At 37.7% G+C, this 23,419-nt stretch carries 19 protein-coding genes, 6 tRNA genes and 1 riboswitch; of the genes, 22 read left to right on the forward strand and 3 right to left on the reverse strand.

Features of this window, described 5'->3' with window-relative positions:
* Window positions 1-18 precede the first annotated feature (18 nt).
* Window positions 19-933: a cation diffusion facilitator family transporter gene (locus tag ACYVQZ_RS03205; protein ID WP_461239951.1), complete on the reverse strand. Its 915-nt coding sequence runs from the start codon at window positions 931-933 to the stop codon at window positions 19-21.
* Between the two features lie 188 nt (window positions 934-1,121).
* Here ACYVQZ_RS03205 and ACYVQZ_RS03210 point away from each other — a divergent pair, with 188 nt between their 5' ends.
* From ACYVQZ_RS03210 to ACYVQZ_RS03235, 6 genes are all read left to right on the forward strand, one after another.
* A complete protein-coding gene (locus ACYVQZ_RS03210) occupies window positions 1,122-1,781 on the forward strand; it encodes a metal-dependent transcriptional regulator (RefSeq protein WP_461239952.1) in 660 nt (219 codons plus the stop codon).
* Window positions 1,782-1,956: 175 nt separating this feature from the next.
* Window positions 1,957-2,157, forward strand: coding sequence for a cold-shock protein (locus ACYVQZ_RS03215; RefSeq protein ID WP_461239953.1), 201 nt, complete (start codon window positions 1,957-1,959; stop codon window positions 2,155-2,157).
* A 142-nt stretch (window positions 2,158-2,299) separates the two neighbouring features.
* Window positions 2,300-3,040: a threonine/serine exporter family protein gene (locus ACYVQZ_RS03220; protein WP_461239954.1), complete on the forward strand. Its 741-nt coding sequence runs from the start codon at window positions 2,300-2,302 to the stop codon at window positions 3,038-3,040.
* A 25-nt stretch (window positions 3,041-3,065) separates the two neighbouring features.
* On the forward strand, window positions 3,066-3,536 hold the full coding sequence (locus ACYVQZ_RS03225; RefSeq protein WP_461239955.1) for a threonine/serine exporter family protein: 471 nt from the start codon (window positions 3,066-3,068) through the stop codon (window positions 3,534-3,536).
* Between the two features lie 41 nt (window positions 3,537-3,577).
* Complete coding sequence (locus tag ACYVQZ_RS03230; RefSeq protein WP_461239956.1) at window positions 3,578-4,243, forward strand: phosphatase PAP2 family protein; 666 nt, start codon at window positions 3,578-3,580, stop codon at window positions 4,241-4,243.
* A gap of 22 nt (window positions 4,244-4,265) precedes the next feature.
* Complete coding sequence (locus ACYVQZ_RS03235; protein ID WP_461239957.1) at window positions 4,266-4,448, forward strand: PspC domain-containing protein; 183 nt, start codon at window positions 4,266-4,268, stop codon at window positions 4,446-4,448.
* A 56-nt stretch (window positions 4,449-4,504) separates the two neighbouring features.
* On the opposite strand, the gene ACYVQZ_RS03240 is transcribed toward ACYVQZ_RS03235, so the two are convergent.
* The gene (locus ACYVQZ_RS03240) at window positions 4,505-5,314 is read right to left on the reverse strand and encodes a lp_1002 family arylesterase (RefSeq protein ID WP_461239958.1); all 810 of its coding nucleotides are present in this window, start codon (window positions 5,312-5,314) and stop codon (window positions 4,505-4,507) included.
* Between the two features lie 38 nt (window positions 5,315-5,352).
* Between ACYVQZ_RS03240 and ACYVQZ_RS03245 the strand changes: the two genes are divergently transcribed.
* From ACYVQZ_RS03245 to ACYVQZ_RS03295, 11 genes are all read left to right on the forward strand, one after another.
* Entirely contained in the window at window positions 5,353-5,847 is a 495-nt protein-coding gene (locus tag ACYVQZ_RS03245) for a GNAT family N-acetyltransferase (protein ID WP_461239959.1), read from the forward strand.
* A 62-nt stretch (window positions 5,848-5,909) separates the two neighbouring features.
* A riboswitch (Lysine riboswitch) is annotated at window positions 5,910-6,088 on the forward strand.
* Window positions 6,089-6,218: 130 nt separating this feature from the next.
* Window positions 6,219-7,694, forward strand: coding sequence for an amino acid permease (locus ACYVQZ_RS03250; RefSeq protein WP_461239960.1), 1,476 nt, complete (start codon window positions 6,219-6,221; stop codon window positions 7,692-7,694).
* Window positions 7,695-7,834: 140 nt separating this feature from the next.
* Entirely contained in the window at window positions 7,835-8,476 is a 642-nt protein-coding gene (locus ACYVQZ_RS03255) for a deoxynucleoside kinase (protein WP_461239961.1), read from the forward strand.
* Window positions 8,477-8,568: 92 nt separating this feature from the next.
* A tRNA-Val gene (locus tag ACYVQZ_RS03260) sits at window positions 8,569-8,641 on the forward strand.
* 44 nt (window positions 8,642-8,685) lie between these two features.
* Window positions 8,686-8,768: transfer RNA gene (locus tag ACYVQZ_RS03265), tRNA-Leu, on the forward strand.
* 8 nt (window positions 8,769-8,776) lie between these two features.
* Window positions 8,777-8,849: transfer RNA gene (locus ACYVQZ_RS03270), tRNA-Thr, on the forward strand.
* Between the two features lie 268 nt (window positions 8,850-9,117).
* Window positions 9,118-9,951, forward strand: coding sequence for a transporter substrate-binding domain-containing protein (locus ACYVQZ_RS03275; RefSeq protein ID WP_461239962.1), 834 nt, complete (start codon window positions 9,118-9,120; stop codon window positions 9,949-9,951).
* A 13-nt stretch (window positions 9,952-9,964) separates the two neighbouring features.
* Window positions 9,965-10,645 (forward strand): amino acid ABC transporter permease, encoded by a 681-nt coding sequence (locus ACYVQZ_RS03280; RefSeq protein ID WP_461239963.1) that lies wholly within the window; start codon window positions 9,965-9,967, stop codon window positions 10,643-10,645.
* A gap of 129 nt (window positions 10,646-10,774) precedes the next feature.
* Window positions 10,775-10,846 (forward strand) — tRNA-Gly (locus ACYVQZ_RS03285).
* Window positions 10,847-10,854: 8 nt separating this feature from the next.
* Window positions 10,855-10,928: transfer RNA gene (locus tag ACYVQZ_RS03290), tRNA-Arg, on the forward strand.
* An 11-nt stretch (window positions 10,929-10,939) separates the two neighbouring features.
* Window positions 10,940-11,013 (forward strand) — tRNA-Pro (locus tag ACYVQZ_RS03295).
* Between the two features lie 48 nt (window positions 11,014-11,061).
* Here ACYVQZ_RS03295 and ACYVQZ_RS03300 read toward each other — a convergent pair.
* Window positions 11,062-12,483 (reverse strand): NAD-dependent succinate-semialdehyde dehydrogenase, encoded by a 1,422-nt coding sequence (locus ACYVQZ_RS03300; RefSeq protein ID WP_461239964.1) that lies wholly within the window; start codon window positions 12,481-12,483, stop codon window positions 11,062-11,064.
* 440 nt (window positions 12,484-12,923) lie between these two features.
* On the opposite strand from ACYVQZ_RS03300, the gene ACYVQZ_RS03305 reads away from it, so the two are divergent.
* From ACYVQZ_RS03305 to rpoB, 5 genes are all read left to right on the forward strand, one after another.
* Window positions 12,924-15,701 carry a YhgE/Pip family protein gene (locus ACYVQZ_RS03305; RefSeq protein ID WP_461239965.1) on the forward strand — a complete coding sequence of 926 codons (2,778 nt, stop codon included), beginning with the start codon at window positions 12,924-12,926 and terminating at the stop codon, window positions 15,699-15,701.
* Window positions 15,702-15,849: 148 nt separating this feature from the next.
* Window positions 15,850-16,317, forward strand: a complete 468-nt coding sequence (locus ACYVQZ_RS03310) for a CtsR family transcriptional regulator (RefSeq protein WP_461239966.1) — start codon at window positions 15,850-15,852, stop codon at window positions 16,315-16,317.
* Window positions 16,318-16,334: 17 nt separating this feature from the next.
* Window positions 16,335-18,815, forward strand: coding sequence for an ATP-dependent Clp protease ATP-binding subunit (locus tag ACYVQZ_RS03315; protein ID WP_461239967.1), 2,481 nt, complete (start codon window positions 16,335-16,337; stop codon window positions 18,813-18,815).
* A gap of 146 nt (window positions 18,816-18,961) precedes the next feature.
* The gene (locus ACYVQZ_RS03320) at window positions 18,962-19,555 is read left to right on the forward strand and encodes a TetR/AcrR family transcriptional regulator (protein WP_461239968.1); all 594 of its coding nucleotides are present in this window, start codon (window positions 18,962-18,964) and stop codon (window positions 19,553-19,555) included.
* Window positions 19,556-19,794: 239 nt separating this feature from the next.
* A complete protein-coding gene (rpoB, locus tag ACYVQZ_RS03325; protein WP_461239969.1) occupies window positions 19,795-23,397 on the forward strand; it encodes a DNA-directed RNA polymerase subunit beta in 3,603 nt (1,200 codons plus the stop codon).
* The last annotated feature ends 22 nt before the right edge of the window (window positions 23,398-23,419 follow it).

Below are 23,419 nucleotides of genomic sequence, written 5' to 3' on the forward strand. Positions count from 1 at the left end.
GTCACGAGATTGTTCTTTTTAATGTGATTCAGGATGATCTTGACGGCGATGGCCATCAATATTAAATAACTGCTCATCAAGCCCACGTTGGACCTCTGCTTGAATAGTAACATGATTGATATGGTATTTATCTTTTAACAGATCTTCAATAGTGGTGTAAATAGGCTCAAGGTCGCTAATCAACATATCAGAAACATTGATATGCATGGAAAAAACAATTTGATTTTCATCCATCATCCACGCATGAATATGATGAACAGAAACAATCCCGGGTATTTCACGTAAATCTTGGCAGATCATACTATAGTCAATATTAGGTGATGATTGCATCAAAATTTTGACAGCTTTAACGATAATTGGATAGGCCTCAAAACAAATATAAATTGCGACCAAAATGGTAATTACTGGGTCTACCCAGGTAATCTTAGTAAATGTGATAATTAAGCCGCCAATGATAACACCCACAGACGATAGCGCATCACTTAGTATATGAAGGTAAGTGGCCCTGATATTTAAATTAGAGTGACTGCCAGAACGTAAGAGAATGGCAGAAACAAAATTAGCCAATAGACCTATTACAGCTACCACAAGCATAATTGGGCCGTCAATCGTTTGTGGATGATTCAGTCGTTTAATTGCTTCAACAATCAGGAAAACAGAAATAACGATTAAAAATAGGGCATTCAAAAAAGCGGAAATAATTTCGGCTCTTTTGTAACCGAATGTTGAAGATTGGCTTTCAGGCCTCTTGCCGATTACTTGGGCAACATATCCCATTAAAATTGAGATCGAGTCCCCCAAGTTATGGAAGGCATCTGATAACAGCGCTAAGCTTCCAGATATTAGGCCACCAACGATTTCAAAGATGGTGATGAGTAAATTGAGGATGGTAACCCATGTAAATCGTTTGCCAGAAACTTCAGTTGAGTGCATAAAAATTTCCTTTCTAATGAATCAAAGTGTAAAATTAAATTTAAAAGTAATGCAAAAAATATTTTTAGGCATTCCGAATTCTTAACTGTTATGATATGCTATCGATTATTCGAATGCAATGTGATTTAAAGAAATATTAGTAATATTATCAGACAAAAAAAATTATTGAATTGTTCGAGGTGAAGTTGATGACGCCAATGAAAGAAGATTATTTAAAAATCATTTTTGAATTGGGTGGCGTACAGCGTAAGGTTGCTAATAAAGAAATTGCTTTAAGTTTAGGGGTGGCAGCGGGCTCTGTTACCGAAATGGTCACTAAATTAGTAGAAGAAAAATTGGTGGTTCACGAACCATATGCTGGGATTTCATTAACGGATGCTGGCCTTCAGGTTGCTACACAATTAGTGAGAAAACATCGTTTGTGGGAAGATTTTTTAGTTAACAAATTAAAGTATGATTTACCAGATGTACATCCTGAAGCAGAGGTTTTGGAACATCAAACTAGTGAGCGGCTTATCAATGCCTTAGATGACTTTTTACAACACCCCAAATATTGCCCTCATGGTGGTGTCATTCCAGATAAAAATGGTCATTTTGAAGATATCAGTCATCTCTCATTAGCGCAAGGTGAAGATGGTCAACACGTGATAATTGAGCGGTTTATTGATAATCATGAATTATTGACGTACTTGCACGAAATTGGGCTCAATGTGAATGATAAGGTGAAGATTATTGAACATGTGCCGTTTGAAGGACCAATTCAAATTATCAGACAAGATGACCATCAGCAACTAAACGTTTCTTACAAAGCGGCCCACAATATTTTCATACGAAGTGATAAATCGTAAATAAATCTTTAAATTGATATCATTTTTATTGAATCTATGTTATATTAATTCTTGTAGTTTAGGTAAAAGGTAATTTTGGTCCGATCGTTTCATTGCTTGAAATATCCCCAATTTGCACCGAAACATGAATTACAAATAAATATTGACGTGCAATTTGCACAGGAGGATTTCCAACATGGAACAAGGAACAGTTAAATGGTTTAACGCAGATAAAGGTTTTGGTTTTATTACTCGCGAAGATGGCAACGATGTATTCGTACATTTCTCAGCTATCCAAGGCGACGGTTTCAAGACTCTTGACGAAGGTCAAGCAGTTACTTTCGACGTTGAAGAAAGCGACCGTGGACCACAAGCCGTTAACGTTAACAAACAATAATTAAATCATTCCTTGATTTGGCTTCAGTGAGTATTCACTGAAGCTTTTTTTATTTTTAGTGAAATTCGCCCAAATATGGTTGCCAATTGACCACTTTTTGGTACATAATGTTTCAGATTACATACTGAAGGAGAAAACCGCCATGAGTTCACAAACTAAGGTTATTAATGCCTGCTTATTAGCGGGAAGAATATTAATCGAAAATGGATCAGAAATGTCGCGTGTTTTGGATACAATGCAGCGAATTGCATATAATGCTGGAATTAAATCCCCTCAAATTTTTATGACAGTAACTGGGGTAGTAATGTCTGTTGATAACTATCCAAATGCTCAGGTGGTTAGCATCACACGTCGAACAATTGATTTGCAAAAAGTAACCATGGTGAATTCTCTTTCGCGATCGTTTGCACAAAATCAAATTGATTTAGATGAGTTAATAACAAAACTAGAAACGGTTGATGAAGCTCTTAGTTTTCCAATTTGGCTACGGTTGTTGGCCGCTGCGATGCTTAGTGCAGTTTTATTAATTGTTTTTACAAAAGATTATGTCGACGCGCCTGCCGGTTTCATTGCAGGTGGAATAGGGTATGCCATTTTAAGCTATTTTAATCGATATTTTAAAGTGCAATTTTTAAGTGAATTTATTGCTTCTTTATGTATTGGAATATTAGCGGCCATTTTTGTAGATCTTCATATAGGGGCATCATTTGACAATATTATTATTGGTGCCATTATGCCATTGGTTCCCGGAGTGCCAATCACGAATGCCGTTCGCGATTTAGTTACAGGGAATTTAATCAGCGGTCCAGCAAGAGCATTTGAAGCTTTGCTGTCAACAGTTGCAATTGGTAGTGCGATTGTTTGTGTTTTGAACTTTATATAAGTGATAAGATAATAGGAGAAAAACAATGAATATAATTACACTGTTGTTGCAAGGCGTAATGGCATATGTCGCTACAATTTGCTTTGGTATCATAATGAATATACCCCGCAACTCGTTTAATATTTCGGGATTGATTGGTGCAACGTCATGGGTTTTTTACTGCATAATTTCACAATTGGGTGTTGGAATAGCATTTGGTAATTTATTTGCTGCGTTACTCATTAATATTTTAAGTGTGTATGCTGCCCAATTTAAAAAGTCGCCCATGGTTATTTTTAATATACCGAGTTTAGTGTCCTTTGTCCCGGGGGGGCAGGCCTATCAAATGATTCGAAATTTTGCTATTGGCAATAGTCAATTAGCTTGGTCTTTTTTCGTTCAAGTAGTTGTAATTGCAGGATCGATTGCGATGGGATTTGTTTTAGGCGAATTATACCATCAAATTTCCCAATCAATCCGACGAGTCCTATTGAAACGCCAAATTAAATTTAAATGAGTATGCTATACTAAAAATGATCAAATTTTGGAGGAACAATTATGTATATTGAACAAGATTCTGGGCGGATAAAGCGATTTTTGATTACTGGCATTATTTTTGCGGTGATTATGATCTTGATTATTGCTAATTCTGTGGCATTTCAATTGGCTGATTCGTTATTACAAGGATTTTTTACGTCAACTCAAACACCTCTTAAGACCATGCTAATGTCACTAGTTACTTTTCTAGGTGAACCAAAATTAGCAATTGTATACGTGTTGATAATTGCTTTTTTTCTATGGGGCTTCAAATATAAGATTCCAGCTCTGTGGGCAATTTTAACACTTGGTAGTGGTGACATTGTTGCTTATGTTGTGAAAGATATTGTTAAACGAGCCCGACCAGTTCAACATTTATCTGGTGATGATGGATTCAGTTTTCCTAGTGGTCACGTGTTTGGAATGTTCCTAATCATTGCTATTTTATTTATATTTGTAATCCCAAATATTAAACATCGATTAGGGCGAATTGTTTGCCAGATTTTATTAGTAATTTATTTGATTGTTTTAGCAATCTCAAGGGTATATTTATTTGCTCATTATCCTAGTGATGTTATTGGTGCCATGTTACTTGCGTATACGTGGCTGCAAGTGACTTCCTGGCTGTATGTTTTTCTGGCCCCTATTTTTAAACGGTGGACATTTTTATCTAATTCAATTATTTAAAATCAGAATGGAGCAAAGAAGTATGAATCTTACAAAATCAAGCGAAAAAATACTTTCGGGAGTGTTAGGTGGATTTGCACAATATTTAGGATGGGACAAAACGTTGGTACGCATTGGATACTCAGCTATTACACTTTTTACAGCATTTGTTCCGGGTGTGTTGCTGTATATTGTTGCTGCTATTGTCATGCCGGACGAACAATAATAAAAGGGAACGAGACAGCAGTAGGCTGAGTCGTTTCCTTTTTGATTTGTGATTATTTAAAGTACTGTTTTTAACCATTCCGTTGCCAGTTGAAACCAATGTGCGACATGAGAATTATCTGAATCTGGATTCCATGCCGTCCGCTCGTCAGCAAGTGCCAACCCATGAGGTCCGTGTGCAAAAACATGATATTCATAAGGTACATGATTTTGCGAAAGTGCGTTGACGTACGCAAGTGCATTTTCAGAAGGAACTAACGGATCATCTTCAGTAACCCAAACAAAAGTAGGGACGTTCATTTCAGAAACGTGATGATCAGCAGCCATTTTTTCAGTATCATTGGTCCAACTAGCAATTTTTTTTGAATCGTTTGGAAATCCTAAGTTGAAATCAATTACTGGGTAACCTAAGATTACTGCAGCAGGTTTAATAATTTCCGCATTAGTGTGGCTTAGCGTATTAAGCCACTGACTGCTCCAATAATCATTAAAAAGTGCGACAATGTGTCCGCCTACTGAAAAGCCCATTGTAGCGATTTTTTGTTGATTAATAAACCATTCTTCACTATTGGATTGAATTAATTGAAAGCTGAGTGCTAATTCAATCAAAGGTGCAGGCAGTAGTGGTTCTTTTTCACCCGTAAAACTATACTTAAGAATAAATACCTGGTAACCTGAAGCACTAAAAGCCAACGCAATGCTTTCCGCTTGCTGCTCAGGGATATGGGTATAAGAACCACCAGGTACAAAAATTAGAGCTGGAAGAGCGGTTTGGTGAGCATGAGCATCGGGTTCTTTAATATAACCAGTAAGTGTTGCTGTTGTCGTGTAGTTACTATTTGATAAATTCTGCTGAATAACTTTCATGTTGATACTCCTTAAAAAATTCATTGAGGTTAATTATAGTGCATACAGAATATAAAAAAAATAATTTTAACTTAAAAAAGTTAAGCGTTGTTCACTTTGAAAAATTGAGTTTATTATTTCAAGATGAAAAAATGAAAAAAATGGCAAAAATTTCGTTACCCAATAATCCCGCAGAACGAGCTGTCATTTTTCAACTCTGGATGAATAACCCTTTAATTTACGTTATTTTTCATAAAAATGATCTAATAGGAATGATCGGATTTTATCCCTGGTACGAAAAGGAAGGTATTGTATCGAGTAGTGCTTTGGAATTAGGATACTGCTTACGGCCAGATCAATGGGGCAAACATATTATGCCCGATGCATTGAAAATATTACTACCAGAAGTTCTTTCAAGTACCCATTATTTAAAAATATACGCGCAAACTGAAATAAGCAACATACAATCTTTAAAGGTTTTGAAAAAAATAAACTTTGTGATCGAAAAAAAAGAAGATGGATTGATAATTTTACATTTTTCGAAAATAAAATGATTTTTTAAAAGAATTGGTATAATGGTTGTCGTTTCAAATAGATAGTGTATAATTTACAGGTACATCGAAGAAGAGGTTGCACGACTCATTAGTATTTTTTACTAGATGAATAAGCATCGTAGTAAATTAAAAAGGGTGGCGTGCCGAAATGAATTAAAGCTTATTTCTTTAATTTGTTGGGCTCTAGTTGAACAAGCTAGAGACTGTCGCAGTTGCAGAACTGCGGGGCGCTATCAACGATTTGACCGAATAATTAATGGGGTCTTTTTGTTTAGCGTGATTAAACAAAAAGATCTTTTTTTATGACTAAAATAAAAAATGTTTAATTATAGCGCGACTTGATGAATAAAATATAGGTAGGGGTAAAGTATATGGAAAAAGAGCAAGTGCAAGAGCACCACGACGTTAAGCGATCATTGAAAACAAGACATTTGTCAATGATTGCATTAGGAGGGTCTATTGGAACTGGATTGTTTGTAGCTAGTGGATCTGCAATTTCGACGGCTGGACCTGGTGGAGCCTTAGTTGCCTATATTGGCATCGGTATCATGGTATATTTTTTAATGACGAGTTTAGGTGAAATGGCTACATACATGCCATTGACTGGGTCATTTGCGGCATATTCAACAAAATTTGTGGATCCAGCATTTGGGTTTGCAATGGGGTGGAACTACTGGTTTAACTGGGCTATTACTATTGCTGTTGACGTAACAACTGCTGGTATTGTGATGAATTTTTGGTTACCACATATTCCGGGATGGATATTTAGCGCGATTGCCATGTTGTTTGTTTTTGCAATTAACGCTCTGTCTGTTAGTACGTTTGGGGAAGCTGAATACTGGATGGCAATTATTAAAGTTGTAACTGTTATTATCTTTTTAGCTGTTGGTTTACTAACAATCGTTGGAATTTTAGGCGGATCAGCCATTGGCTTCCATAATCTGACTTTAAAGTCAGCTCCATTTGTTGGTGGAATTCCACCAATTTTAAGTGTTTTTGTAGTTGCTGGATTTTCTTTTCAAGGAACTGAGTTGATTGGTATCACAGCTGGAGAATCAGAAACGCCGGAAAAGAGCATTCCTAAAGCTATTCACTCAACATTCTGGCGAATTTTATTATTTTATATCCTAGCAATTTTTGTCATTGCTTGTGTATTACCTTATACAAGTAAATATTTACTTGGATCATCAGCAACAGACATTGCTATTAGTCCGTTCACATTAGTATTTAAAAGAGCAGGTTTGGCTGCTGCTGCTAGTGTGATGAATGCTGTTATTTTAACGTCTGTCATTTCAGCTGCAAATTCGGGGATGTATGCATCAACAAGAATGCTTTATTCACTTTCACTGGAAGGTTACGCGCCTAAAATATTTGGTATTACCAATGTTCGAGGAATTCCCTTTTTTGCTTTAATTGGAACAACTATTATCGGTGCATTTACATTTTTAACGGGTATCTTCGGACCACAAATTTATCAATTTTTGATTGCAGCTAGCGGATTGACTGGCTTTATTGCTTGGCTCGGAATTGCTATTTCTCATTATCGATTTAGAAAAGCATTCATTAGACAAGGACATTCTCTTTCGGAACTGCATTATAAGGCCGCGCTGTTTCCATTTGGCCCACTATTTGCTTTGTTCTTATGTATACTTGTTATTGTGGGACAAGATCTTGGTGCATTTGCGAAAATGGATTGGCAAGCAATTGGAATTACTTATATGAGTATTCCTTTGTTTGTAATTTTATTTTTATACTACAAAATCAGGTATAAAACACACGTTATTGCACTGGAGGATGTGGATCTAACACCAAGAACCCGCGGAGAAAGCTACGAGCAAAAAAACTAAAACAAGAATGAAAATGGTAGTTGCCAGCCACACAACTATCATTTTTATTTTGTAATACATCAGTAATTTATTTCAGAGCTTCCAGATGGTACAATATTTTTTGGACGTTCAAAGTTAACTCAAGTAGTGGGGGAAATCAAATGATTGTTTTATCAGGAACGATTGGCGCTGGAAAAACCAGTTTTACCAAATTATTAGCTGACCATTTGGGCAGTAAAGCATTTTATGAGTCAGTCGATGACAACGAAATTTTGCCATTGTTTTATCAAGATCCCAAGAAATATGCTTTTCTATTGCAAATTTACTTTTTAAACAAACGATTGGATGAAATAAAACAATCATTTGCTAATGATACAGATGTCCTTGATCGGTCCATTTTTGAGGATTCTTTATTATTTCATTTAAATGCTGACTTAGGCCGCGCGACTGATACAGAAGTATCCATTTATGATTCTCTTTTGAAAAATATGATGGAAGAATTACCCAATGAACCACATCAAAAAGCACCAGACTTGTTGATTCATATTCAAGTGTCATTTGAGACAATGTTAGAAAGAATCAAAAAACGTGGTCGCTCATTTGAACAAATTGAAAATGATCCTAGCTTGTATGAGTATTATCATAATTTAAATCAAAGGTACATGGATTGGTATGATGCGTATGATCAAAGCCCTAAAATGACGATCAATGGGGATGAATTTAATTTCGTCGAAGATGCCAGTGCAGCTGATGCGGTTTTAGCAGCAGTTGATGAGCGACTCAGTGAATTATCAATTCATTAAAAACGCTTGATATAGCACCAATTGATTGTTGACAATTAAAAAACCTGATGATAAAGTTAAATAGTTGTTTTAAAGGTTATTAATTGTCATTTGGAGGATTAGCTCAGTTGGGAGAGCGTCTGCCTTACAAGCAGAGGGTCACAGGTTCGAGCCCTGTATCCTCCATTCCATATTAATATGGAGAATAGAAATAAATAGACATTATATTTGCGGATGTGGCGGAACTGGCAGACGCGCTAGATTTAGGTTCTAGTATCCTTGTGATGTGGGGGTTCGAATCCCTTCATCCGCATAATTAATGCCGACTTAGCTCAGTTGGCAGAGCATCTGTCTTGTAAACAGGGGGTCGGAGGTTCGAATCCTCTAGTCGGCACTGAAAAAAGCTTGTGAACTTATCGTTCACAAGCTTTTTTATTACTTTCATTAAGAAAATATTCAATAAATACCCTAATTTAACCGTGTTTTAGAATTTTTATGCAAAAAGATTCATTTTTTTGTTGATTTTTGTTTAAATATCATTTAAGATGTATTCAACATAAAATAAATGCAAAAATATACACTAATAAAATGAATATTGTGATTAATTTGCATATTTTGTGATATTTATTGAATTTAAATGCATATATAACGGAGGAAATCGCATGGAAAAAATAATTAAGAAAAGTTGGTTAGTCGCTCTAGGATTAGTGATGGTCCTTTCCATTGGATTAGCAGGATGTGGCAACAAGAGTGCCGACAATAGTGTTAAGAAGATTCAAGATAAAAAGACCTTAGTTGTTGGTACAAGTGCTGATTATGCACCATTTGAATTTCCAATTGTCAAAGATGGTAAAAAACAAATTACTGGGTATGATATGCTGATCGCGCAAAAAATTGCCGATGAGATGGGTGTTAAATTGAAAATTGAAAACACAGAATTCTCATCACTTATATCTGATTTAAAAGGTAACAAAGTAGATCTGATTCTTTCTGGAATGACATCTACGCCAGAACGAAAGAAACAAGTATCATTTTCAAAGAGCTATTACACTGTTAAGAATTATCTGTTAGTTAAGAAATCGGATGCTAACAAATATAACACGATTGCTTCCACCAAGGGGATGCAAATTGGTGCGCAACAATCTTCAACTCAAGAACAAATTGCCAAAAAGCAAACGAAAGGTAATATTGTTACTGAAGGAATGGTAACTAGTCTCACCACCGAATTGCAAGCAGGGAAATTGGATGGCGTGGTAGTTGAAAGTGAAATTGCAGATAACTACCTCAAAACCTATCCAGATAAGTACGCCATTGCTAAAGTTAAGTTAAATACACCTAAATCACAAAGTTACATTAACGTTGCTGGACGTAAAGGTGATAAGAAGTTGATGAAGAAAGTTAATAAGACAATTGAAAAGCTACAAAAGAGTGGAGAGATGGATAAGTTGCTCAACAAAGCAGAAAATATTCAAGTTAAATATGGTACTGCAAAATAAAAGAGGTTGTTAGATGTTTGATTTTTTAGGAAAATACTACCCACTATTTCTTGATGGTACGGCATTAACGATTATTATTTCGATTATCGGTGTGTTTTTAGGAATTGTGCTGGGACTATTAATTGTGATGTTGCGATTGTCAAAGGTTTCCCTTTTTCAATGGATTGCACGTCTCTACATTGCTATTGTCCGTGGTACACCGTCGATGATCCAAGTTATGCTGATTTATTATACGTTATCTAAGGTATTACCAATTCCTCAAATTCAGCTATTAGGGTCTGGGCTGGATCGTACGATTCCAGGTGCGTTAGCCTTGGGAATTAATTCAGGAGCGTATACAGCAGAAATCTTTAGATCCGGAATTATTTCGATTGCCGATGGTCAAACAGAAGCTGGTCTATCCCTTGGGTTAAGTCGTCGTCAGGCTATGTTTTCGATTATTCTACCGCAAGCTGTGCGTAATATTTTACCAGCGTTAGGAAACGAATTCATTACCCTGATTAAGGAATCCTCCGTACTATTCTATATTGGAGTGCAAGAGGTTACTGCTCAGGCACTTGGAGTAGGAGGTACCTTGTATGATTTCGTACCGCCGCTGCTGGTAGCTGGTGTTATCTACTTGGTCTTAACGCAAATATTATCGTTCATCATGCAAAGTTTTGAGACGAGAATGAATGCCAAATATGCTCATTAAAAAGAAGCCTAATTAATGTTAACTTAGCATTAGTTAGGCTTTTTAGTATGAAAACTATTGACAGGTAATTTATAGTACATTATCATTATTAAGTCAGGTAATTACTTGGCATAACCGAATAGTTTAATTGCGGAAGTAGTTCAGTGGTAGAACATCACCTTGCCATGGTGGGGGTCGCGGGTTCGAATCCCGTCTTCCGCTTTTATTATGCACCCATAGCGCAACTGGATAGAGTGTCTGACTACGAATCAGAAGGTTGTAGGTTCGACTCCTACTGGGTGCATTTTTTATTTTCGGGAATTAGCTCAGCTTGGTAGAGCACAGCGTTCGGGACGCTGAGGTCGCACGTTCGAATCGTGTATTCCCGATAGTTGTTGATGTCAAAAAAAGACTGCCTTAAAGGCAGCCTTTTTTGTCTATTCAGGGTCAGTGGCAACCAGGCCACCGGCTAAATTATCCATATTTGGTTTATCTGTTGTCACAATTAACTGTTCATTAACAAAGGCATTCAGACCTAAGGCACTCATTTCGCGACCGTAACCTGAAGTTTTAATACCACCAAATGGTAGTTCTGGAAGAGTAACCATAAAGTTATTTACAAATACCATTCCGGTTTCAATTTGACTCGCAACATCTTCACCCCGTTGCACGTCCTTAGAAAAGACGATTCCACCAAGGCCAAGATCGGAATCATTAGCTAAATCAATTGCTTCTTGATCACTATTAACCTTGTAAACTTGTGCAACTGGTCCAAACATTTCTTTTGAATATGCAGGATTATCAGGCTTCACGTCGGTTAAAATAGTTGGCTGGAAAAATTGACCTGGTAAGTCGATTGGTTCATTGCCATAGTATAAGTTGGCACCGTTGGCGATAGCTTCATCAACTTGTTTTTGCAGTTTGTCCTTTGCCTTTTGAGAGTTCATTGGGGCAAGGGTTGTTTCATTGGCCATTGGGTCACCAGGTTTAACATTGGCAAAATTTTCTTTTAATTTTGCCAAAAATTCGTCATATAAATTAGCGGACACAATGAAACGTTTTGACGAAGTACATACTTGACCTGCATTGTAAAGACGCGCACGCCAGGCAATTTCGGTAACAGCATCAATATCAGCATCATCTAAAACGACAAATGCATCTGTTCCACCAAGTTCCATTGTGCTCTTTTTAAGATTAGCACCGGCTTCCTTAGCAACGCTCTTACCACCGCGTTCGGAACCAGTCAAAGCAACACCTTGGACACGTTTGTCAGCAATCACATCTGATACTTGATCATAATTTAGGAATAAGTTGGTTAAACTAGCATCAGGTGCACTTGATAACTTAACGATTTTTTCGAATGCTAAAGCACTACCAGGTGTAATGGCAGCATGTTTCAAAATCATAGGATTTCCAGCCATAAAGTTAGGTGCAAAAACACGCATGATTTGGTAGTAAGGGAAATTCCATGGTTCAACCATCATCAAAACACCTAATGGATGTTTTTTAATCTGAGCAGTCCCAGTAGCCATTGTATCTAATTTAGTGGGCTGGAGTAGGTCTGCACTGTGATCGGCAAAATAATCGGCAATCATTGCACACAATTCAACTTCACCAAGCGCTTCACGATAAAGCTTTCCCATGTCCGTAACCATGGTTTTGGCAAGGTCTTCATTATTTTCACGCATTAATCTAGCAATATCATGCAACTGATCTTTTCGAGTTGCTGGTGCTTCAGATTCCCATTGCTTAAACAACTTGTGCGCATTTTGTAATGTTGCTTCAATTTCATTAGCTGTAGCGTCATCATATTCTTTAACAACTTCATTCGTATATGGATTTACTGTTTTGTATGCCATTGTTTTACCTCCAAATGTAATTTCACAAGTTTCAATTAAAAAAATAATAACTAATCAAGCGCTTTCATTATGCAACGTTATTGCATTTGTGTCAACAAATTAGTTTTTATATATGTTTTTTAATGATTGATTGTGAAAAAACAATGTGAAAAACATTGACTTGATTAATCATTCAAGATGAAGAATGTTAAAATAAAAAATAACTCGAAACAAAGATGAAAATATTTAGTTTTAGAATCCCTGAAATAATAATGCTGAGTCTTTGTTGATGATAGAAACTATTATTTAAGAGCAACTAATAACGTTCATTGTCAAGGGTTGACATTCAACTTAAGTTAGCATAATCTGATAAATGGTTCATGACATTAACCTTATTTTTTAATTCATGACATTAACTATTTTTGAATGAAAATTCAATTTTTATAGAATGGAGGATCATAATGCTTCAAAATATCTGGAGTGCAAAGAGCAAGCGCATTTCGTATGTTGTGCTTGCTTGCTTAATTCCTGCGGTTTTGTTAATTGCTATTTTTAATTTTATTCAATATGAGCAAAAATCCGCAACTAAGAACGTTCCAGTAGCAGTGGTTAATAAGGACCAAGCTGCAGTCAGTAATGGAAAAACAATTAATGTTGGTAAACAGGTGGTTTCAACATTAAAAAAAGATCATCAAGTAAATTGGGAATTTGTAAGTGAAAAAACAGCAAAAAAACAATTAGCTAGTGGTCAGGCATATTTAGAAATTGAATTGCCAAAAGATTTTTCCAAAAATGCAGGAACGGTATTGGATAAGAATCCCAAAGTGAGTTTGATTAAGCTTCATAAATCACCTCGTGATAACTTCTTATCTTCAATGGTGACAACCACAGTCGCAGATACTGTTCAGGCTAAAGTCAAAACAGATTTACAAAAAGCTTACAGTGAAACATTATTATCTGGCCTGAAAAAGCTCGGTGATGGTACCAAGCAAGCCGCTACCGGGACAACAACATTAGATAAAGGAATGTTGCAATTAAAAGATGGTAATGAGCAGGTTGCTCGTAATTTAAATGTCTTAGCCACCAAAATGGTAACTTTTGATGCTGGTACTAAGACGTTAGACAGTGGGTTAAACACTTATAAAAGTGGTGTTGATTCATTGGTCAGTGCTAATCAGCAAATGAATGCTGGCTTGACTGAATTACAAGCAAAGGCTCAGCCACTTGTCAGCGGAACTTCACAGTTAGCAACTGGTTCAAAATCACTTGCTGACGGCGTTAATCAGTATACAAACGGTGTTTCAGATATGAATGCCGCTAACCAAAAAGTACTCGGTGGGTTAACGACAATGAATCAAAGTACCGGAAGTCTAGGCGACGGCACGACAGCACTAGCTGCCGGCTCACAAAGCTTAGCTCAAGGAATTCACAATTTTCGCTATGGTATTGATGATGGGAATCCTGATGATGTCGGTCTTGACGCCGGTATTCAACAAATTAAAGCCGGTGTATCTGCTAACGATAAGATCATCGCCAGTGTTTCAGATATGACTAAATTGATGAAACAAGCACAAACCGATACGACGCAGGTACAAACTGATATGAATAACCTTCAAAGTGGGTTAGATACACTAAATAGTATGTTGCCACTCTTAAGCAAGGTACAACAAATGAAGGGTCAATTAGGAATATTGAATTTTATTCCTAACTCAGACGCAGTCAAAAGTAAACAGACTGATGCCAATTCAAAGGCTAAAGCTGTTTTGGATGCTGTTAATGCGTTACCTGCAGACACGCCTAACTTGGCTGACTTGAAAACAAAAGCTCAGGCTAGTGTGACCTCAACTTCAACCTTAGGGTCAACGGCTGTAACTGAAGCAAATGCCTTGCAAACAGTTAAAACGCAAGCAAATGATGCATTGAGCGGCTTTACGTTAGACCAGGATACTGCACAAGGAATGATTGACGATTTGCAGAATTTACAAACTGAATCAACCAATCTTTTGAATGAAACAACACCGTTACTTTCAGACGATACAATCAATGAGTTAAATAGTGTTGCCAGCAGTACACAAGATCTAAAAGATGGCTTAGATCATCTACAATTGGTAGCTGATACGAATCTTGATAAATTAAGTGACGGTGCTAACCAGGTTGCTGATGGTAATGCCCAACTGGCAGATCAAACACCTTCGCTAATTGATGGGATCAAACAACTGTTTACAGGTGAGAGCCAAATTGTTTCAGGTGGTAAGCAACTAGAAGCCAACAAAGCAGCGTTGCAATCAGGTGCTAACCAAGTGGCCAGTGGTAACAAGCAATTGTCTGACTCAGCTCCTGCATTAATTGGTGGTGTGGCCCAATTGGTTAGTGGTTCAAATCAAATCACACAAGGTGGCAGTCAATTGAAATCAGGTGGTAATCAATTAGTTAGTGGCTCTCGTCAAATTTCAGATGGCTCCAGCCAAATTAAGAGTGGTACTTCTCAATTAGCTGATGGTTCTGATCAAGTGCAAGCTGGATTAGTTACTGCGACTGATGGTGTGACAACATTGAATACTAAACTAGTTGATGGTGCACAACAAATTGGGGATGTGAATGCCGGAACTGGCAACGTCAACCATTTTGCGACACCTGTAAGTAGTCGTGAAAAAGATGTAGCTGCAAATGAAAACTTGAAGAACGTCTTTGCACCATTGGTACTAGCATTTGCACTATTCATCGGTGCAGTTGTCACACAGTTAGGATTATTTATTCCAAACAAAAAACAAGCTGCACTCAAGGATGAACCTCTAGCAGCAATCGCCACGACAGCATTAGTACAATCGTTGATTGCCTTAGTCGTGGTTGGGGTGATGGGTGTCACTGTTCAAAATTGGTTAGGATTAGCATTCTTTACCATTGTGACATCAGCATTGTTCACAGGAATTTGTATGATTTTGTATCATATGTTTGGCCGTGTCGGCGTCTTGTTTGCAGTGTTATTGGCACTCTTACAAATTGTGATTACAGGCCAGGTCTTTCCAAATGCAATGTTATCTGGTTTCTATCAAAGCGTAGCATCTGTGTTACCAATGACATATGCTATTCACGGTTTTGATAAATTAATCAACGGTGCTAGTTACAGTGCTATTTTGATGATTGTTGCAATGACCGCCTTTACCGCAATTCTTGGCGGTATCGCTTACGTATTAGATTTAATTGCAAACCGCTCCACTGATAACAAAGAAAAAGAATAAACTATTTTCAAAGTAATCGAGGATCAAACTGTTAAAGTTTGGTCCTTTTGTTGTATGATGGATGTACTGGTTGAAGTGAAATGTTTGCAATATTTATGAGAGTTTGTATAATATTAGTCAACATTAGTCAAAGAATGGAGATCACGCAATGGAAAGTCAGAATATCTCAGACATTATTGAACAGTATTTAAAGAGTATTTTGGCTGATTCAGAACAAGTCGAAATTCGCCGATCAGAAATTGCTGATTTGTTTGATGTCGTGCCATCACAGATTAATTATGTGATCAAGACGCGCTTTACGATCCAAAATGGTTATGTTGTGGAAAGTAAGCGTGGTGGTGGTGGTTATATTAGAATCGAGCGAGTCAATTTACTTGATGATGTTGATGTATTAAATACATTAATTCAGGTTATCGGTGATTCAATCAGCCAACGAGATGCAATTTCTATTATTCAGACACTTTATGATGAAGAAGTTATTACGCGTCGTGAAGCGGACTTAATGGCCGTCATGATTGATAAAAAAACACTAGCAATCAAGGATCGCCAACTAGAAAACGCATTGCGTGCTCATGTGTTAGTTTCCTTGTTAAACCGGTTACGCTTTGAAAGCTGAGAAAGAGGGGATTTCCAATGGATAACCTATTTACACCAAGTGCCAAAAATGTGTTGGTATTAGCTCAGGAACAAGCAAAGTACTTTAAACATCAAGCCATTGGTACCGAACATTTGTTGCTAGCTTTAAGTATTGAAGAAAATGGGATTGCCAATAAAGTATTACGTCAATTTTCAATTACTGAAGATGACATTCGTGAAGAAATCGAAAGATTCACAGGCTATGGAACACTTAAAAATGCTGACAAGGATACCTATTTACCGTATTCACCAAAGGCAAAAGAAGTTCTATCAATTGCTGGTGATGAGGCAAAACGTTTGGGAGCGATTAAAATTGGCACTGAGCACTTGTTATTAGCACTCCTTTCAGACGAAAGTGTGCTGTCATCGCGCATTTTGTTAAGTTTAAACGTTGATTTAAATCAAGCACGTAAAGTGGTTATGCGTCGTTTGGGAATCACTGAAACACCTAAAAAGCGCCAAGCAAACCGAGGTAAACAGCAACAAGTTGAAGGTACTCCAACACTCGATTCATTAGCACGGGACTTAACTCAAAGTGCTCGTGAAAATAAAATGGACCCAGTGGTGGGTCGTAATCAAGAAGTTCGTCGAGTGATTCAAATTTTAAGTCGACGCACTAAAAATAATCCTGTTCTTGTTGGCGAACCGGGTGTTGGTAAGACCGCAATTGCAGAGGGCCTTGCACAAAGAATTGTGGCTGGAGACGTTCCAGATGATCTTGCCCAAAAACGTCTGATGATGCTTGATATGGGTTCATTAGTTGCCGGAACCAAGTATCGCGGTGAATTTGAAGATCGTCTAAAAAAGGTGATTGATGAAATTTATAACGATGGCCAAGTGATTTTATTTATTGATGAATTACACACGTTGATAGGTGCTGGTGGTGCTGAAGGGGCTATTGACGCATCAAACATCTTAAAGCCTGCGTTAGCTCGAGGTGAATTGCAAACAATTGGTGCTACCACGTTAGATGAATATCAAAAGTATATTGAATCTGATGCTGCACTCGAACGGCGATTTGCAACTGTTCAAGTTAATGAACCTACTCAAGATGAATCAATTGAAATTCTAAAAGGTTTAAAACCTCGTTATGAAGAACACCACCATGTTGAAATAACTGATGCCGCAATTGAAGCAGCAGTCAAATTATCCACGCGCTATATTAGTGATCGTTTCTTGCCTGATAAAGCCATCGATTTGATGGATGAAGCGGCTGCAAAAGTTCGTATTGATGCACAAGACAAGAAATCACCCAAGTCAACACAATTGACTAAGCTAGAAGACCTTAGGACACGTAAAGAGCAGGCAATTGAGAACCAAAACTTTGATGAAGCTGCCCAATTACGTGATGAAGAATTAAAACTAAAAGAACGCATTGATAAAAAGAATGCCAAAAAACAACAGCAAAATGAAGGCTATAGTTTAAAAGTTAGTGATGAAGACGTAGCCCAAGTGGTTGCTGAATGGACTGGTGTGCCACTCACACAATTACGGAAGACAGAAAGTGATCGATTAGTTAACTTAGAAAAGATCCTTCATCGTCGGGTTGTAGGCCAATCTGAAGCGGTCTCAGCAGTTGCTCGTGCGATTCGACGGGCGCGAAGTGGGTTGAAAGATCCTAATCGTCCAATTGGTTCGTTTATGTTCTTGGGGCCAACCGGTGTTGGAAAGACTGAATTAGCAAAAGCATTGGCTGAAGCGATGTTTGGCTCTGAAGATAATATGATTCGTGTTGATATGTCTGAGTATATGGAAAAATACAGTACAAGTCGCTTAATCGGTGCCGCTCCTGGCTATGTCGGATATGATGAGGGTGGACAGTTAACCGAAAAGGTCAGACAACATCCTTATTCAGTTGTCTTGCTAGATGAAGCTGAAAAAGCCCATCCAGATGTCTTTAACCTGTTATTGCAAGTGTTAGATGATGGCTATTTGACAGATGCCAAAGGCCGCCATGTTGATTTTCGCAATACAATTTTAATTATGACATCTAACCTGGGTGCAACAACATTGCGTGATGAAAAAGAAGTTGGATTTGGTGCCAAGAGTCCTATGAACGACTACAATGCAATGTCTGGTGCAATTAAAGAACAGTTGAAATTGCACTTCCGACCAGAATTTTTGAATCGAATTGATGAAACAGTTATTTTCCATTCGCTTAATAAGGAAGAATTACACGAAATTGTGAAGTTGATGACTAAGCAAATTGTGACACGTGTTGAGGAACAGGGAATCAACTTAAAAATCACTGCTGCAGCAATTGATGTTGTTGCCAAAGCTGGTTTTGATCCTGAATATGGTGCACGACCAATTCGTCGAGCATTACAAACCGAAATTGAAGACCGACTTAGTGAAGCAATGTTATCAGGATTAATCAAGGTTCAAGACGAGGTTACCATTGGTGCCAAAGCTGGCTCGATTACCATTAAGGTAGCAGACGATACTAAAAAGATGCACGAAATTACAGTTTCTAACTAACTTAGTTTAAGTACCATTGTTGATGAATCGGCATCAGCAATGGTACTTTTTTTGTTGAAAGTGTAATTAAAACTTGTCAAAAGTCACATTTCAGGTGATAATCAGTTTGTTAAGAAAAAAACAAGCGTGAGTTAGGGGCATAATAGATGAAACGTGCAGAACAACTTGAGAAGACAAGAACAGCAATTTTGACGACAGCCAGAAAACAATTTTTAAAAAAGGGTTATCAAGGGACATCAACCAGAGATATTGCTAGTGAGATAGGAATTACACAACCAGCACTCTATCATCATTTCAGCGATAAAGAAGTTATTTTTTTGGAAGTAATTTCTCAAGTCGGTGGCGAAGTCAGAAATGGGATCAATAAAGTTATGCGCAAGAATGACTTATTACCAATTGACCGATTAACACAGATTACACAAGTTCTTACTAAAATTCATACCAATAACGTTTTCACGTTAATTCATGGTAGTTTTAAAGATTTAAAGCCCGGTAATCAACGTAAACTGGCCATGATTTTTAAAATGGACTACGTTGACCCTATTGCTAGCTACTTCAAGTTACCAGAAGTTAATTTAAAGGCTGAAATTTTACCTGGCGAAGCAGCTGAATTCTTTATTTCTAGTCTTAGTCCGATTTTTACCAGCTTCCATCGCATTGGCGGTGACTCATTATCAGATGTTGATCAGACTAAATTACTGTTGAAATTTATTATGTATGGCATCGCTAAAGAAAACTAAATCATAATGTGACTTCGTTACACTTGACTTATACGATAAAAAATTATAGTATATTATGCGTATGTAACAGTAAGTTCATTTGAGTCGTGTGATCTATTGTCCACGCGATTCTTCATAAAAACCAAAAACACAAATTGCTGTTTTTGGATTTTTTTTGCCCAAAAGTTGAGATTTTTAGCATTTGTAACACAAATGTAATATTTAAACTTTTGAGATGATCTTACAAGTATAATAGAGAGGTGAACAGCTTGGCCGGACATTTAGTAAAGTACGGAAAACACCGTACTCGTCGTAGTTACTCACGGATTAAAGAAGTTCTTGATTTGCCAAACCTGATTGAAATCCAAAGTGATTCTTACCAATGGTTTTTGGATGAAGGTTTGCGTGAAATGTTTGATGACATTATGCCAATTGATGACTTTCAAGGAAATCTTTCGTTAGAGTTTGTTGATTATCAATTATTGGAACCCAAATACACAGTGGATGAGGCGCGTGAACATGACGCCAATTATTCAGCACCTTTGTATGTGACCCTTCGGTTAACGAACCATGAAACTGGTGAAATTAAGTCACAAGATGTGTTCTTTGGTGATTTTCCATTAATGACTGACCAAGGAACCTTCATTATTAATGGGGCAGAACGAGTTATTGTTTCTCAATTAGTTCGTTCACCTGGTATTTACTTCAATGAAGAAGTTGATAAAAACGGTCGTACTAACTATGGTGCCACATTTATTCCTAATCGTGGTGCATGGTTGGAATACGAAACCGATGCTAAAGACATTGCCTATGTACGAATTGATCGTACTAGAAAAGTGCCATTGTCTGAATTAATTCGCGCCCTTGGTTTTGGCTCAGATGATGAAATTATTGATATGTTTGGTCAAAGTGAGTCATTAGCACTTACTTTAGATAAAGATATTCACAAAAACACAGAAGACTCTCGTGTTGAAGAATCATTAAAAGATATTTACGAACGTTTGCGTCCTGGTGAACCTAAAACAGCGGATTCATCAAGAAGTCTTTTAACTGCGCGCTTTTTTGATCCTAAACGTTACGACATGGCACCAGTGGGTCGTTACAAGACCAATAAGAAGCTCAATTTAAAGACGCGTTTGTTGAACCAAACTTTAGCTGAAACATTAGCTGATCCAGATACTGGTGAAGTGGTTGCTCAAAAAGGTGACACAATTACCAAAGAAGTCATGCATGATCTGGCACCGTATCTTGATCGCGAAGACTTTAAGACAATCACTTACAGTCCTTCTGAAGAGGCCGTTGTGACTGAACCAGTGATCTTACAAAAGATTATGGTTTATTCAAAGGTTGATCCTGAACGCGAAGTGCCAATGATTGGTAATGGTCATATTGACCTTAAGTTAAAACATATCCAACCAGCTGACATTTTAGCTTCAATGAATTATTTCTTTAATTTACAAGAAGGCATTGGCGTTACCGATGATATTGATCATTTGGGTAACCGTCGTATCCGTTCAGTTGGTGAATTATTGCAAAATCAATTTAGAATTGGCTTGTCACGAATGGAACGTGTTGTTCGTGAAAGAATGTCAATTCAAGACTCTGCAACAGTCACACCACAACAATTAATTAATATTCGTCCCGTAGTGGCATCAATCAAAGAATTCTTTGGTTCATCACAATTGTCACAATTCATGGATCAAACCAATCCACTTGGCGAATTGACACACAAACGTCGTCTTTCAGCCCTTGGACCTGGTGGTTTAACGCGTGACCGTGCCGGTTATGAAGTGCGTGATGTGCACTATACTCACTATGGTCGGATGTGTCCTATTGAAACACCCGAAGGTCCTAACATCGGTTTAATTAACAGTTTGTCAAGTTACGCACGTGTTAACAAGTATGGTTTCATTGAAACACCATATCGTCGTGTTTCATGGACGACACACAAGGTTACTGACAAAATCGATTATTTGACTGCCGATGAAGAAGATAACTATGTTATTGCGCAAGCCAACTCTCCATTAAATGACGATGGTTCATTTGTTGAAGATACAGTTATGGCGCGTTCAACATCAGAGAATATTGAAACTAGCATTGAGAACATCGACTACATGGATGTTTCGCCTAAGCAAGTTGTTTCAGTTGCCACTGCATGTATTCCTTTCTTGGAAAACGATGATTCTAACCGTGCCTTGATGGGTGCCAACATGCAACGTCAAGCTGTTCCTCTGCTTAACCCACATTCACCATTAGTCGGAACTGGGATTGAATATAAAGCAGCCCATGACTCTGGTGTTGCCTTGATTGCTAAGTATGATGGTACCGTTGAATACGTCGATGCACGTGAAATTCGTGTCCGCCGTGAAGATGGCACATTAGATACTTACAAATTAATGAAATTCCGTCGTTCAAATGGTGGTAAAAACTACAACCAACGGCCAATTGTTAAATTGGGCGATAAGGTTGATAAGAACGAAATCCTAGCTGATGGTCCTTCAATGGAAAATGGCGAGTTAGCGCTCGGTCAAAACCCATTGATTGCCTTTATGACTTGGCAAGGATATAACTTCGAAGATGCGATTGCGATTAACGAACGTCTTGTTAAAGACGACGTTTATACTTCAATTCATATCGAATCATATGAATCAGAAGCTCGTGATACAAAACTTGGACCCGAAGAAATGACACGTGAAATTCCTAACGTTGGTGAAGATGCCCTTCGTGATCTTGACGATGATGGAATCGTTCGTGTTGGGGCTGAAGTTGAAGATGGCGATATTTTGGTTGGTAAGGTGACACCAAAGGGCGTGACAGAATTATCAGCTGAAGAACGTTTACTTCATGCCATTTTTGGTGAAAAGTCACGTGAAGTTCGTGATACATCACTTCGTGTTCCTCATGGTGGTGGCGGTATTATTCAAGACGTTAAAGTCTTTACTCGTGAAAACGGGGATGAATTATCACCAGGTGTTAACATGATGGTTCGTGTCTATATTGCTCAAAAACGTAAGCTTCAAGTTGGTGACAAGATGGCCGGTCGTCATGGTAACAAAGGTACCGTTTCTGTGGTCATTCCTGAAGAAGATATGCCATACATGCCAGATGGAACTCCAATTGATATTATGTTAAGTCCAATGGGTGTGCCTTCTCGTATGAATATCGGTCAAGTTATCGAATTGCATTTGGGGATGGCTGCTCGTAAATTAGGCATCCACGTTGCTAGTCCTGTTTTTGATGGCGCAACCGACGATGACGTTTGGGATGCTGTTCGTGAAGCTGGTTTACCAGAAGATGGAAAGACTGTCTTATATGATGGTCGTACCGGTGAAGCATTTGATAACCGTATTGCCGTGGGTGTTATGCATTATATGAAACTTGCCCACATGGTGGATGATAAGATTCATGCTCGTTCAATTGGACCTTACTCATTAGTTACACAACAACCACTTGGTGGTAAAGCACAATTTGGTGGCCAACGTTTTGGTGAAATGGAAGTTTGGGCACTTGAAGCTTATGGTGCTGCTTACACACTTCAAGAAATCTTGACATATAAGTCAGATGACGTTGTCGGTCGTGTTAAAACCTACGAAGCGATTGTTAAGGGCGAACCAATTCCTAAGCCAGGGGTTCCTGAATCATTCCGTGTGTTAGTCAAAGAATTGCAAGCACTCGGATTGGACATGAAGGTCTTGGACAATCAAGAAAAAGAAATTGAACTTCGTGATATGGATGACGACGGAGACGATGTTGTTAACGTTGATGCATTAAGCAAATACGCTGAACAACAAGCATCACAACAAGAAAAACCAGTTGCTGACGCCGAAGTTTCCACAACTCCAGAAGAAACTAAACAAGATTAATTTAGCAGTTAAAGAATCATTA

The organism is Paucilactobacillus salsurae (assembly GCF_054784995.1).